This is a genomic window from Verrucosispora sp. WMMD573, from assembly GCF_027497175.1.
Taxonomy (GTDB): domain Bacteria; phylum Actinomycetota; class Actinomycetes; order Mycobacteriales; family Micromonosporaceae; genus Micromonospora.
Map to the genome: position 1 here is coordinate 1,669,306 of NZ_CP114901.1, position 12,141 is coordinate 1,681,446.

At 71.8% G+C, this 12,141-nt stretch carries 14 protein-coding genes and 3 tRNA genes; 4 read left to right on the forward strand and 13 right to left on the reverse strand.

The window, feature by feature from the left end:
• Positions 1 to 43: 43 nt before the first annotated feature.
• On the reverse strand, positions 44 to 340 hold the full coding sequence (locus tag O7601_RS07690) for a hypothetical protein (protein WP_281565505.1): 297 nt from the start codon (positions 338 to 340) through the stop codon (positions 44 to 46).
• Positions 341 to 534: 194 nt separating this feature from the next.
• On the opposite strand from O7601_RS07690, the gene O7601_RS07695 reads away from it, so the two are divergent.
• Both O7601_RS07695 and O7601_RS07700 read left to right on the forward strand, forming a co-directional pair.
• Positions 535 to 1,476, forward strand: a complete 942-nt coding sequence (locus tag O7601_RS07695) for a 3-hydroxyacyl-CoA dehydrogenase family protein (protein WP_281565506.1) — start codon at positions 535 to 537, stop codon at positions 1,474 to 1,476.
• Positions 1,473 to 2,216 (forward strand): enoyl-CoA hydratase/isomerase family protein, encoded by a 744-nt coding sequence (locus tag O7601_RS07700; RefSeq protein ID WP_281565507.1) that lies wholly within the window; start codon positions 1,473 to 1,475, stop codon positions 2,214 to 2,216. The genes O7601_RS07695 and O7601_RS07700 overlap by 4 nt, the downstream gene beginning before the upstream one ends.
• A 60-nt stretch (positions 2,217 to 2,276) precedes the next feature.
• On the opposite strand, the gene O7601_RS07705 is transcribed toward O7601_RS07700, so the two are convergent.
• Positions 2,277 to 3,635, reverse strand: coding sequence for an ABC transporter substrate-binding protein (locus tag O7601_RS07705; RefSeq protein WP_281565508.1), 1,359 nt, complete (start codon positions 3,633 to 3,635; stop codon positions 2,277 to 2,279).
• A 154-nt stretch (positions 3,636 to 3,789) separates the two neighbouring features.
• Between O7601_RS07705 and O7601_RS07710 the strand changes: the two genes are divergently transcribed.
• Complete coding sequence (locus O7601_RS07710) at positions 3,790 to 4,179, forward strand: hypothetical protein (RefSeq protein ID WP_281565509.1); 390 nt, start codon at positions 3,790 to 3,792, stop codon at positions 4,177 to 4,179.
• A 34-nt stretch (positions 4,180 to 4,213) separates the two neighbouring features.
• On the opposite strand, the gene O7601_RS07715 is transcribed toward O7601_RS07710, so the two are convergent.
• Positions 4,214 to 4,726 carry an SRPBCC family protein gene (locus tag O7601_RS07715; RefSeq protein WP_281565510.1) on the reverse strand — a complete coding sequence of 171 codons (513 nt, stop codon included), beginning with the start codon at positions 4,724 to 4,726 and terminating at the stop codon, positions 4,214 to 4,216.
• A gap of 196 nt (positions 4,727 to 4,922) precedes the next feature.
• Here O7601_RS07715 and O7601_RS07720 point away from each other — a divergent pair, with 196 nt between their 5' ends.
• On the forward strand, positions 4,923 to 5,855 hold the full coding sequence (locus O7601_RS07720; RefSeq protein ID WP_281565511.1) for a hypothetical protein: 933 nt from the start codon (positions 4,923 to 4,925) through the stop codon (positions 5,853 to 5,855).
• A 40-nt stretch (positions 5,856 to 5,895) separates the two neighbouring features.
• Here the strand turns inward: O7601_RS07720 and O7601_RS07725 are convergent, their stop codons facing one another.
• From O7601_RS07725 to crtI, 10 genes are all read right to left on the reverse strand, one after another.
• Positions 5,896 to 6,591, reverse strand: coding sequence for a cation transporter (locus tag O7601_RS07725; RefSeq protein ID WP_281565512.1), 696 nt, complete (start codon positions 6,589 to 6,591; stop codon positions 5,896 to 5,898).
• Positions 6,588 to 7,079, reverse strand: coding sequence for a MerR family transcriptional regulator (locus O7601_RS07730; RefSeq protein WP_281565513.1), 492 nt, complete (start codon positions 7,077 to 7,079; stop codon positions 6,588 to 6,590). The genes O7601_RS07725 and O7601_RS07730 overlap by 4 nt, the downstream gene beginning before the upstream one ends.
• Positions 7,076 to 7,432 (reverse strand): hypothetical protein, encoded by a 357-nt coding sequence (locus tag O7601_RS07735; RefSeq protein ID WP_281565514.1) that lies wholly within the window; start codon positions 7,430 to 7,432, stop codon positions 7,076 to 7,078. The genes O7601_RS07730 and O7601_RS07735 overlap by 4 nt, the downstream gene beginning before the upstream one ends.
• Before the next feature lie 286 nt (positions 7,433 to 7,718).
• Positions 7,719 to 7,792: transfer RNA gene (locus O7601_RS07740), tRNA-Phe, on the reverse strand.
• 103 nt (positions 7,793 to 7,895) lie between these two features.
• Positions 7,896 to 7,969: transfer RNA gene (locus O7601_RS07745), tRNA-Asp, on the reverse strand.
• A gap of 33 nt (positions 7,970 to 8,002) precedes the next feature.
• Positions 8,003 to 8,075, reverse strand: a tRNA-Glu gene (locus O7601_RS07750).
• A 154-nt stretch (positions 8,076 to 8,229) separates the two neighbouring features.
• Positions 8,230 to 9,018 (reverse strand): polysaccharide deacetylase family protein, encoded by a 789-nt coding sequence (locus O7601_RS07755; RefSeq protein WP_281565515.1) that lies wholly within the window; start codon positions 9,016 to 9,018, stop codon positions 8,230 to 8,232.
• Between the two features lie 79 nt (positions 9,019 to 9,097).
• A complete protein-coding gene (locus O7601_RS07760) occupies positions 9,098 to 10,039 on the reverse strand; it encodes a MerR family transcriptional regulator (RefSeq protein WP_281565516.1) in 942 nt (313 codons plus the stop codon).
• Positions 10,029 to 10,607 carry an isopentenyl-diphosphate Delta-isomerase gene (gene idi, locus O7601_RS07765; protein WP_281565517.1) on the reverse strand — a complete coding sequence of 193 codons (579 nt, stop codon included), beginning with the start codon at positions 10,605 to 10,607 and terminating at the stop codon, positions 10,029 to 10,031. The genes O7601_RS07760 and idi overlap by 11 nt, the downstream gene beginning before the upstream one ends.
• A 52-nt stretch (positions 10,608 to 10,659) precedes the next feature.
• Positions 10,660 to 12,141, reverse strand: coding sequence for a phytoene desaturase family protein (crtI, locus tag O7601_RS07770; RefSeq protein ID WP_281565518.1), 1,482 nt, complete (start codon positions 12,139 to 12,141; stop codon positions 10,660 to 10,662).

The following is a 12,141-nucleotide window of genomic DNA, read 5'->3' on the forward strand; positions in this document are numbered from 1 at the left end:
CCTGCTCCGCCGGAGGCGTCAGCAGGGAGCCCTTCCCGACACCTCAAACCTGAACGGTCGGCGGAAGCTGCTCCGGGGGGAGCCCGCCGTCACCGTCGACCACCTCGTCGGGCTGGCCGTCCTCGTCGATGTCGACCATCGTGACGTCCACCTTGCCGTCCCCGTCGGTGTCGAACTGGAACAGGTCGGCTTTCCCGTCCCCGTCGGTGTCGACCACCCACACGTCGGTACGGCCGTCGTTGTTGGTGTCGGCACGCAGCAGCTCGACGCGCTCGTCGCCGCGCGTCTCGACGATCCCCTCGGCGCCCGCGCCGTCCACGGTCTCCGGTGCCTGGCTCATCTGCTCGTCCTTCCCTCGGTTGTCGGCGATCTGTACCCGATCCCGCCCGCCCCCACGCATGCCACCGATGCCGGCGCTGCATAGGGTCGCAGCATGACTGAGCGGAGCGTACGGGCTGACCCCCGGCGTGGCGGCGATCCCGCGCGCCGCAGGCGTGAGCCGGGGACCGATTCTCACGGTGCGGTGGTGTCGCGATGACGGAACGGTTCGTGGTGGTGGGTGCCGGCACGATGGGTCTCGGCATCGCGTACGTGGCGGCGGGCAGCGGGCACACGGTGGAACTGGTCGAGGTGGACCGGGAGCGCGGTGCCGCTGCGGTGCGGCGGCTCACCGAACTCGGGGAGCGGGCCGTGCGGCGGGGCAGACTCAGCGCCGAGCAGGCCGCTGCCGACCGGGAACGGATCACCCTGCGGGCGGGACTCGCCGAGGTCGCACCGGTGCCGGACGTGATCGTGGAGGCGGTGCCGGAACGGGCCGAACTCAAGCGGGCCGTGCTCGCCGAGGCGGAGGCGCTGCACCCGGCGCTGCTGGGCAGCAACACCTCAAGCATTCCGATCGCCGACCTTGCGGCGGAGCTGACCCGGCCGGAGCGCTTCTGCGGGCTGCACTTCTTCAACCCGGTCTGGGCGATGGCGCTGCTGGAGATCGTGGTCGGGCCGGCCACCGCCCCGCAGACCACGGACGCGGCCGTCAGGCTCGCCGGGCGGCTGGGCAAGGACCCGGTCGTGGTACGCGACATGCCGGGCTTCGCCACGTCACGCCTCGGCGTGACCCTCGGGCTGGAGGCGATCCGCATGGTCGCCGACGGGGTGGCCAGCCCCGCCGACATCGACAAGGCGATGGTGCTCGGCTACCGACACCCGATCGGGCCGCTGGAACTGACCGACCTGGTCGGTCTGGACGTGCGCCTGGACATCGCGCGGACGTTGCAGGCGGCGTACGGCGACCGGTTCGCTCCGCCGCCGCTGCTGGCGGAGCTGGTCGCCGCCGGTCGGTTGGGCAAGAAGTCCGGGCACGGCTTCTACCGGTGGACCGACGGGGTGCGCTCGGCCGGCAGCGAACCCTTCGAGGCTGTCGGCGACGCTCCGGCGGCATCGATCCCGGGCGGTGCGGGCTCGCCGGAGGCGGCACGATGAGCGGGCTGCGGGTCGAGGAACGGCCGGACCGACTGGTGGTCACGCTGGACCGGCCGGAGAAGCGCAACGCCATCGACGCCGCCCTGATCGCGGCCCTGCACCAGGTCTGCGCCGAGTTGGAGGCACGCCCTCGGATGCTGCTGCTGACCGGCGGCACCGACGGGATCTTCGCCGGCGGGGCGGACATCGCCCAGCTGCGGGAGCGGGGCCGGCTGGATGCGCTGGCCGCGATCAACTCGGCGGCCTTCGCCCGGATCCGGGCGCTGCCGATGCCGACCGTGGCGGCGATCGACGGCCCGGCCCTCGGTGGTGGCGCGGAGCTGGCGTACGCCTGCGATCTTCGGGTCTGCTCCGAGCGGGCGGTGTTCGGCCAGCCGGAGGTGCGGCTCGGCATTCTCGCCGGTGCCGGTGCCACCCACCGGTTGCCGGCGCTGGTGGGCGAGGCGCTGGCCAAGGAGCTGTTGTTCACCGGCCGGCGGGTGGACGCGGCGGAGGCGCTGCGCATCGGCCTGGTGAACCGGGTGGTGGCCACGCCGGACGAGCTGCTGCCGGCGGCCCACGCGCTGATCGACGAGATGGCCAAGGGCTCGGCGTTGGCGCTGCGGTTGACCAAGCTCGCCGTCGACGCCCCGGCCGCCGCGCATCCCCAGCTGGACCTGGTCAGCCAGGCGGTGCTCTTCACCGACGAGGAGAAGCAGCGCAGGATGACGGAGTTCCTGGAACGGCGGCGCGGACGCTGACACCCCCGCAAGCAGCGACGGCCGCACCGGATCGCGGTGCGGCCGTCGGCGTCGGCCGGCTCAGGAGGCCAGCGCGGCCAGCGGTACGTCGGCGTCGGCGAGCGCCCGGATCACCGCAGCCGACTCGCTGAAGCCGATGATCAGCACCGCATCGGCCCCGAACTGCTTGATCTGCTTGGCGCCCTCACCGAAGTTGATCGGGGCGGCCTCGGCGTCCTCTCCTGGCTCGTAGCCGAGCAGCTTCACCTTGTCGCCGCCGAAACCGGCCCGCTCCAGCTCGGCCCGGACGACCTCCTGGAGCCCTTTGCCGTAGGAATCCTCACGCGCCACGATAGCGATCTTCTGCGGGCCGTCCCGGAGGATCACGTCGGCCAGCGCCCGCCCCTGAAGGCTGTCCGGCGGGGCAGTGCGGAAGTAGAGGCCCTTGTCGTCGGCGTTGGTGAGGTCCGCCGCCGTGTTCGACGGGGAGAAGAGGATCAGACCGGCGTCCACCACGTCGGGCAGGACCGCCGCGGAGATCCCGGAGCCACCGGCACCGATGATCACGTGTACGCCGGCATCGACGTGACCGGCCACGGTCGCCTTGGCCACAGCCGGGCTGGTGCCGTCGTCGCCGTCGATCCAGACCACGTCCTCGCCGAGCACCCCACCGGCCGCGTTGATCTCCTTGAGCGCCAGCGCGGCACCGGCCGCCAGCGGCGGGTTGGCCAGCGCCAGGTCACCGGTCTTGGGCAGCAGGCCACCCAGGACCAGCGGCGCACCGCTCTCCGGGTTGGGAAAGTTGCCGGTTTGCCGCTTTGCCTTCGGCGGTGCCTTCTTGCTGGCGGTCGACTCGTCCCCGGCGCCGACGAACTCCGTCTTGGCGTCGTTGAGCTGTTGACCGTCGAAGTGCAGGGTGGCGTAACTGGCGGTGGCCGGCTCGCCCGCGTCCGTGAAGCCGGCCCGGGTGATCGACACGCTGCGGTACTCGATGTCGGTGCCCTGGCGGGCCAGCCGCAGGCACTGACTCGCCGTGGTGCAGCTGGTGCCGTTGTTCGTGACGCCCACGATCTGCTTGGCGATGTCCGCGGGGTCGGTCGACCCGGCCAGCTGCGCCGCGAGCGCGCTGATCAGCACCGCGTCGTACGCCTCGGCGGCGTAGAGGTAGTCGGTCAACCGGGGATCCACGGACCGTAGCCGGTTCTTGAAGTCGTCCGGCAGCGGCGTGAGCGGGGTGGTGCCCTTCATCCCGTCGACCAGGCCGGCGCGATCCTTCAACTCCTCCGGGTACGAGTTGAGCATGTTGCCGTCCGTGCCGTAGAGGCGCACCTGTTGGGTGGTCGCCTCCTCGGGCTGGTCTTCTCCGCAGGCACTGGTGGCGAGCAGGACCGTGGCGCAGACAGCCAGGATGGCCGTCCGCGAGCCGCGCGACATGTGCATGGTCGTCCTTCCTCGGGCGAAGGTCCGCTGCGCAGACTAGCGTGCCGTGACCGGCGGCGGGACCGTGGAGGCAGGTCTATCCGCAGGTCGCCTCCGCCATGTGCGGAGAGTAACCATGGTGGGCTCCTTGACCGGCACCCGTACTGTGCGGTCCGTGACCGACTCGCCACAGCAGATGTTCGAGGATGCCGCCGCCATCCTCAGCTCGGCCCTCGACGGGGACTCCGAGGCGGTGGTGGGGACCTTCGACGCGGTGGTCGACCGGGCCGGCCTGTCCGGGGTGTACGACGTGGCGTGGTGCCTGGCCGCGACGATGATCGGGGATCCGGTGCCGCCCGGGGCCTGCGCGCTCGACTTTCCCGGGATCGACCAGGCCGGATACGACGCGCGGTGGGTGGCCCGCTTCGTCAGCGCGTACGCCAACGCCGACCTCGACACCGCCCGGGCGCTGTTCGGCGCGGCGGCGGCCGACGGGCTGCTGCCGGACTGCCTGCTCACCCTGGCCGGCTCGACCGTGGCGACGCTGCGGCATCGGGCCGCCTGACCGTTCGAGCCGGTCGACGCGCCCGGCGCGGCGCTCATGCCGGCGAGTGGATCAGTGTCGTCGCATAGCGGGAGAGCAGCTCGTGCCAACCGGCGGTCAGGGCTTGTCGGTAGCCCTCCGCAGCCGTGCCGTGCCGGTCGAAGTGCCGGTGCGTCACCTCGATGAGGGTGCCGGATTCGGCGGGCGTGAAGAGCACCTCGACCTCGCTGGCCCGCGCCGGGTCGGGCACCGGCGCGCGATCCGCACCGATCTGCCAGGTGAAGACCAGACGGCGGGGCGGATCCCAGGTCAGCACCCGCCCCCAGTCGTTGCGGAAGCCGTACGGCCCGACCTCGTAGAGCATCCCGCCGGGGCGGGGCTCCATGCCCAGCTCGGCCAGGACTTCCGGACCCGACCAGGTGTACTCCATCACCCACCAGTCGGCGAGCCGACCGGTGAAGACCTGGTACGCCCGCTCCGCGGAGGCGGGTACGCGCAGGGTGTTGCGGAGCGCGAACCGCTCAAGGTCCTGCTGGATCTCGGTTGGATCGGCCATCCCCTGTCCCATAGGCCCGGACCATACCGGCTCATGCCTCGGTGCGCAGCTTCCCCCGATGTCCGTCCCGCCTGATGATCGTCGTAGTCGCCGATCTCGATCGATCCTGTGGTCCCGATGCGTCTTCCCAACGGGATGGCCGTCCGCAGAGCGGGTATGCGCGGCGGGACGTCGCCGGACGGTCCGCGACGGTGAGGCGGAGCGGGACATGACAGAAAGCGCAGAGCCCTCGGTGTCCGGTGTCGGGCAGCCAACCGGTCCGAACGGTGGCGGTGAGCCGGAGCCGGACGTGCTGCTCGACGTCCCGACGGTCTCGGTCAAGTCGATCCAGCTCTCCGTGGACCGGCTGGACGCCGATCTGTCCCTGCGGACCCGGCTCGCCGGTCTGCTTCAACTCGACGCCGGTGTCCGCGTGCACGTCGAGGGCGTCGAACTCGACATTGAGGGCGTGGAGGCGCAGGCCCTGCTGAAGGTGCGCCTGGAGAAGCTGGTGACGATCCTCGACCGCGCGCTGGCCACCATCGACCGCAACCCTCAGGTCATCGACGCGTTGGCCAGAACTGCGAGTGCGGCGTTGGCGGACGTGGACCGGGCAGTGGCAGGAGCCGCTGCCGCGGGCGAGCAGGTGGTCGCCACTGCCGCACCCGTCACCGATCCGGTCGTGGAGCGGACCGACCCCGCGACCCGACGGACCGGACCGGTGTCCGCACCGGCCGCCTCCCGGTCCGCCGGCCCGGTGAGTGGACCTTCCGAGCGACCCAATCGGAACCCACCCTCGGCGGTGGTGGCCAACTCCGACCGGCAGTCACCCGTCGGTGGGCCGGACGAGGTCGTCGGCCCGTCGAGTCGGGCGGCCGGCGCACCGGGGCCGGTGGCCGGGCCGCCCGGTGTGGCAACAGACGACCTGGGTCAACAGGTGGGCTCCATCGGTGCGGTCGCCGACCGGACCGGGCGGCCCGGTCGGACCGAGCGGCCCGAGACCGAGGCGCCGCCGCCGGAGCAGGGCCCGCCCGACCACCCCGAGACGTCCGGCCCGCGGCAGCTCGCCGAGCAGGCGGGAGAGACACTGCTACAGGCCGGCCGCAGCGTCTGGGAGGCGATCCAGGGCGGTGTGGCGCAGCGCCGGCAACAGGACGGCTAGCCGGTCGGTGACCGGACGCGACGCCTGCATGGTCGTGCCGTTACTCCTCCGACTGGGTGCAGCAGTGGTCGGTGCAGCCCGAGGTCCGGCCGGTGGTCTCGGCGACCGGCCCGGGTGCGCAGTCGTCGCAGTGCTCGCCGCGCCACGCCTGCACGCCTTCCCGCACCGCGACCCCGGCGATGACGAGCGCGGCGATCGGGTCGGCCCAGGACCAGCCCCACAGCGCGTTGAGAAGCAGACCGACGAGCAGCACCGCGGACAGGTACGTGCACAGCAACGTCTGGGTGGAGTCGGCGATGACCGTGGCTGAGCCGAGTTCACGACCGGTGCGTCGCTTGGCGGCGACCAGCAACGGCATGACGATAAGCGACGCCACGGCCAGGCCGATCCCGACCGGGCTGGCATCGGCTGCACCGCCGGCCAGCAGCGAGCGGAGCGCGTCGAAGGTCACCCAGGCGGCCAGGGCGAAGAAGGAGAGGCCGATCAGCCGCAGCGCGAGCCGTTCCCGGTCCTCGGGCACCCGGGAGCGGAACTGCCAGATGACCACCGCCGCGCTGCTGACCTCGACGAACGAGTCCAGGCCGAAGCCGACCAGCGCGGTGGATGAGGCCGCCGTCCCGGCGGCGATCGCGACCAGGCCCTCCAGCAGGTTGTAGCCGGCGGTGGCGTAGGCGAGCCGCAGGCTGCGTCGGGACAGCACCGCCCGCCGTTCGGGAGCCAGTGCCGACGTGCTCACGCCCGCGCCCCGTTCGGGGTGCCGGAAGACCGGGTGGTCGGAAACCGTCGACCGTTGCTGTCCCCTTCCGTGAGTTCGACGAAGGGCAACGGGCAGCTCGGGCTGTCGGCGCAGGCGATCAGGTCGTCACAGCCGGCGGAGACGGCGGCCTGAAGGGTGTCGCGGATGACCTTCAGGTCCGCCAATTTCCGCTCGACCTCGGCGAGCTTGTTTCTGGCCCGAGCTTGCAGGCCGCTGTCAGGTCGACGGCCGTGCCGGTGGCGACCGGCGTCGAGCAGTTCGGTGACCTCATCGAGGGTGAAGCCCAGATGCTGCGCCGTCTTGATGATCCGGAGCAGGGTGACCGTCTCGGCCGGATAGATCCGATGGCCACCCGGTGATCGCTGCGGGTCGGCGAGCAGGCCGCGGCGCTCGTAGTAGCGCAGGGTCTGTCGGTTGACGCCGGCCGCGTCGGCCAACTCCCCACTGCGCAGCCCGTACGACGTCATCGCCGCCGCCGTACGGCGGAGACACGGTCGGCGAGAGCGTCGAGCACGTCGACGTGCTCGACCGGCACGCGGACGTCCAAGGTCAGCGAGGCCGGGTCGGGTCGGAACAGGTCGAAGGTGAAGAACGAGCAGCACGACGATTCGCGGGCGGTCAGCTCGCGGGCCGTCTCCTCCACCTGCGTCGCGCTGTCGAGTCGCAGCCGCAGCTGCCGCGCCGACGCCCGCTCCGCCGTGCGCACTGCCATGCCGAAGAACCTGTCGAACTCGGCGAGCCGCAACGGCCGTCGCGCCGTCGGCAGGGTGCACGCATCCGGCACCCACGCCGATCCGGTGGTGATGTCCTGGTCACTCATACCTCGACGGTAAGCCTGTACCCGGGTACCGGATGCAAGCGCTGGGCCGACCACCCCACCTGGCCGATTGGTCGTATGACCGTGGTGCGACGGAAAATCTTGGACAGTTCCCGTTAACGCAGAACGCAGAACGGTAACTGTCCAAGATCTGTGCCGGATGTGGAGCCGCCGGCTCCGCGAGCAGGATGATCACCAGGGCGATCGGTTCCAACCAACGGGGCGCAAAGCAGAACGCCGACCGGCGTTTCCGCTGATCGGCGTTGCAATAGCCCGGCGAAAGGCTATGTGGCCAGGGGCGGGGTCGAACCGCCGACCTTCCGATTTTCAGTCGGACGCTCGTACCAACTGAGCTACCTGGCCGTGGTGCTCGGCTCATGCTACCCAACCTGCGGGATCGCCGCTGGGACGGGTCACATGCCCCGATACGCAGAACGCCGCGCGAGGTGCGCGGCGTCAGCGCTTGCGGTCCTGACGGGACTTGAACCCGCGACCTCCGCCTTGACAGGGCGGCGAGCACTCCAACTGCTCCACAGGACCTTGCTGGTGTTGCCTCCGGCCTGAGCCGAACCGTGCCCCCAACGGGATTCGAACCCGTGCTACCGCCTTGAAAGGGCGGCGTCCTGGGCCGCTAGACGATGAGGGCGGCCCCGCCATCATTGCACACTCGCAACGTTTAGCGGACTTGCTCCCATCCGGCCCCGCCGGAGGCTTCGAAAGCATACGTGATGGCGTACCGGTCGACCAAACCGGTATGGCGGCAGCCACAACGACCCGAAAAACGCCAGCTCGGAGCCGGTCTAGGTGAGCCTGGCGACGCCGTGTTCGCGCTTCAGGCCGGCGATCAACTTGGTGCAGGCCGCGAGGGTGGCCGAGCGGTTGCCGCCCCCGTCGTGCAGCAGCACCACGGCTCCGGGACGGGCCGACCGCTTCACCCGCTTCTCGATGGTGGCCGCGGTCGGCTTGGCCCAGTCCTGTGGGTCGACGGACCAGTGCAAGGAGCGCATGTCGAGCTGCTTGGCGACCTTCACCACCTCGGCGGTCCACCGGCCACCGGGCTGCCGGTAGAACGGCACCTTCGCGTCCGGCACGGCCCGCCGGATCTCCCGGTTGGTGCGTACCAGGTCGGCGCGGATCTCGGAGACCGGCCGCCGGGCCAGGTCCAGGTCGTGGTCCCAGCTGTGGTTGCAGAGCTGGTGCCCCTCCCGGACGATCCGTCGCAGCAGACCCGGATGCTTGCGGACCTGGGCACCCACCACACAGAAGGTGGCGGTCACCTTGGCAGCCTTCAGCCGGTCGAGCACCTTCGGCGTCCAGGCCGGGTCCGGGCCGTCGTCGAAGGTGAGGGCCACCTTCTTGGTGCCCGTGGTGCGGATCAGCCCGGCCGGCAGTTTCACCGGCAGCGGCCGTAGCCGGGGCTTCGGCGGCACGGTACGAGCCGGCGACGGGGCCGGCTCCGGCGGCAGGGCGGCTGAGGGTGGCGGGCTGGACGGGGCGGTGACCGCCGGGGCGCCGCTACCGCCGCCGCAGCCGGCGGCGAGCAGGACGACCAGGCCGGCAAGGGACGCCAGGACGGCACGGTGACGCATCGTTCGCTCCCGAGAGGGGGTTCGGGGTACGCGGACGCCCCGACGCTAGTTCACCCGGCTCGGGTGGCACCACGACGGGTCAGGAGGCGGCCGGACGGTTCAGTGCGTCGTGCACGGCGACGGTGAGGGAGACCGCCTCGGTCAGGTCGGTCGGGCGGATCACTCCGGCGGGCAGGGCCCGGGCCGGCCAGCCCGGCCCGGCCGCGAGCACCAGCATCGGCCGGCTCGACGCGGTGAGCAGGGCGGTGAGTTGGGCCGGGTCGGCGGTGGCCCGAGTCTGCGACCAGAGCACCACGGCGGCCGGACCGGTCCGGTCGATCGCGGCGAGCAGTGCCGCCGCCGGCACCCGGGCACCGAGCATCCGGTAGCCGACCCCGGCCTCGGCCAACGCTGCGGCGAGCGCCTCCAGCGGCAGGCTGTGCTGCTCCTCGTCGGCGCAGGAGAGCAGGACTCGAGGTGCCCCGGGGGCGGAGCCGGCGGACGCCACCATGCTCAACGCCGCCGAGACGCAGCGGGACACCAGATGCTCGACCTCGATCAGCAGGCCGGTGGTGGCGTGCCGCTCGCCGATGCCGACGAGCAGCGGGCGGAGCAGTCGGTCCCAGGTCGCGACCACGCCGTCGGCGGCGATGGCGCGGGAGATCGTCTCACTGATCGACGCGGCGTCCAGGCGCATCGCGGCGCGGGCCAGCCCTCGGGCGGCCGGCCCGGCCCGGCCGACCGGGATGGTCGTACCACCGCCGTCCCGTCGCCTGCGCACGGCACGGGAGATGTCGACAGGCGCGAGAGGGTCGGGTGCCTCACGGGCCCACCGGGCCGCCTCGGCAGGACTCACCCCTTCGGCGGTGAGCCGTCGCATCACCTCCAGCCGAGCCAGATCTGCCGGCGTGTAGCGCCGGTGGTGGCCCGGAATGTGCTGGCTGGGCCCGAGGCCGTATCGCTGGTGCCAGGTACGCAGTGTGGTCACCGCGACCCCCAGGCGCTGGGCGACCATGCCCGCGCTCAGCGCCTCATCGGCCACCCGGCCGCTCCGGCGCGTCGTAGGCCGGCTGGGTGGGTTGCAGCAGCCGATCCAGGACACCACCCAGCCACGGCGCGTAGGCGTCGGGATCCTGGCGGAGCGCGGCGGCGAGCTGGGACGGCTCGACCCAGCGCAGTTCCGCCACCTCGGTCGGCTCGGGGCTGATCGACCCGTCGGGGGCGAACTCGCCGCGCAGGACGTGGTCGTACTCGACCTCGACCCGCCCGGTGGTCGGATCCTCGGCGCGGTAGACGTAGACGCCGATCTCGCTCAGCGGCACCGGCTCGGCACCCAGTTCCTCGGACAGCCGCCGGTTGGCGGCATCGGTCAGGGCCTCGCCCGGCTTCGGGTGGCCGCAGCAGGAGTTGGCCCAGCGCAACGGGAAGCGGGTCTTCGTCGCCGCGCGGCGCTGGAGCAGCACCCGGCCGTCCGGCGCCACGAGCAGTACGGAGAACGCCCTGTGCAGCTGACCGGGCGGCTGATGGGCGGCGGCCACCGTGGCCGCCCCGACGGGGCGGCCGGTGTCGTCGACCAGTTCGACGAGGTGGCCCTCCCGGGACTCCGGCATCAGCGCCACCCCCCGGTCCCGCGCTCCGGGCCGGTCACTGCCCTGCTGCTGCTCATCGATGCTCCCCGGTGATCCGGCCGGCGGCCAGCTTGCCGGAGATCAGCACCATCGGCACGCCGACACCGGGCTGGGTGCCCGAGCCGACGAACACCACGTTGGACAGCGAGCGGTGCAGGTTCGACGGCCGGAACGGGCCCGTCTGGAACAGGGTGTGCGCGGAGGCGAACGGGGTACCGGCCGCCATGCCCTGCTCGGCCCATTCGGCCGGGGTGATCGCCCGCAGCACCTCGACGCCCGCGCCGAAGCCGACGTAGCCGCGCTCCTCCAACGTGGTGACGAGCTGGTCGGTGTAGCGGGCGGTGAGGTCGCCGCGCCAGTCGAAGGGCGCCCGGTCGAGGTTCGGCACCGGAGCCAGCACGTAGTACGTGTGCTTGCCGGCTGGCGCCACCGCCGGATCCGTCCGGCTCGGGTTGGTGACCAGCAGGGACGGGTCGGACATCAGGTGTCCGCGTCGGATGACCTCGTCGAAGGTGCCCTGCCAGGCCCGGCCGAAGTGGATGTTGTGGTGGGCGATGCGGCGGTAGCCCTGGGTCGAGCCGACGTGCAGTACGACACACGAGGGAGAGTAGGTGAGCCGGCGCTGCCGGGCCGACGGCAGCAGGTCGCGGTAGGCCACCGGAAGATCGGGGTTGAGCACCACGGCGTCGGCGGGGACGAACTCCCCATCGGCGGTCACCACCCCGGTGGCCCGCCCGTTCGCGGTCTCCACCCGGGTCACGGTGGTGCCGTACCGGATGCGTACGCCGTGCTTCTCGGCGGCGCCGGCCAACCCCCGAGAGACCGCGTGGATGCCGCCGCGCGGGAAGAAGACCCCGGCCACCGAGTCGAGGTACGCGATGACCGCGTAGATGGCCAGCGCGTCGTGCGGGGCGAGACCCGCGTACATCGCCTGGAAGGAGAAGATTCGTCGGGTACGCGGATCACGGAAAAACTGGTTGATCTTGGTTTGCAGTCGCCGGAAGGCGCCGGTGGCGACGAGTTTGAGCAGGTTACCGGTGAGCAGGTCGGTCGGTGCGTCGAGATTGCGTTCGATGAAGTCGGCCCGCTCAAGGCGCCACAGGTTGCGCGCGAAGTCGACGAACCGTAGGTAGCCGTCGGCCTCCCGAGGCCCGCAGACCCGGGAGATCTCCGCCGCCATCGCGGTGGTGTCGGTGAGCACATCCAGCGTGGAGCCGTCCGGATAGTAGGCCCGGTAGGCGGGGTCGAGCGGCACCAGGTCGAGCCAGTCGGTCAGCTCCTCGCCCACCGCGCCGAGCGCCTCGGCGATCAGATCGGGCATGGTGAGCACCGTGGGGCCGGTGTCGAACTCGTAGCCGTCGACGCTGAGCCGACCGGCCCGTCCGCCCGGCACCGCCTCGCGTTCGAGCACTGTCACCTGGCGTCCGCTGCCCGCCAGGTGCAGCGCGCAGGCCAACCCGCCGAGGCCGGCCCCGACAACCACCACCCGATCAGTACGCCCGTCAACGGTCCGCAC

Bases quoted from the DNA above. Each gene is read 5' to 3' on its own strand.
- O7601_RS07690 (WP_281565505.1), bottom strand. From the start codon at position 340: ATGAGCCAGGCACCGGAGACCGTGGACGGCGCGGGCGCCGAGGGGATC.
- O7601_RS07695 (WP_281565506.1), top strand. From the start codon at position 535: ATGACGGAACGGTTCGTGGTGGTGGGTGCCGGCACGATGGGTCTCGGC.
- O7601_RS07700 (WP_281565507.1), top strand. From the start codon at position 1,473: ATGAGCGGGCTGCGGGTCGAGGAACGGCCGGACCGACTGGTGGTCACG.
- O7601_RS07705 (WP_281565508.1), bottom strand. From the start codon at position 3,635: ATGCACATGTCGCGCGGCTCGCGGACGGCCATCCTGGCTGTCTGCGCC.
- O7601_RS07715 (WP_281565510.1), bottom strand. From the start codon at position 4,726: ATGGGACAGGGGATGGCCGATCCAACCGAGATCCAGCAGGACCTTGAG.
- O7601_RS07720 (WP_281565511.1), top strand. From the start codon at position 4,923: ATGACAGAAAGCGCAGAGCCCTCGGTGTCCGGTGTCGGGCAGCCAACC.
- O7601_RS07730 (WP_281565513.1), bottom strand. From the start codon at position 7,079: ATGACGTCGTACGGGCTGCGCAGTGGGGAGTTGGCCGACGCGGCCGGC.
- O7601_RS07735 (WP_281565514.1), bottom strand. From the start codon at position 7,432: ATGAGTGACCAGGACATCACCACCGGATCGGCGTGGGTGCCGGATGCG.
- O7601_RS07755 (WP_281565515.1), bottom strand. From the start codon at position 9,018: ATGCGTCACCGTGCCGTCCTGGCGTCCCTTGCCGGCCTGGTCGTCCTG.
- idi (WP_281565517.1), bottom strand. From the start codon at position 10,607: ATGCCGGAGTCCCGGGAGGGCCACCTCGTCGAACTGGTCGACGACACC.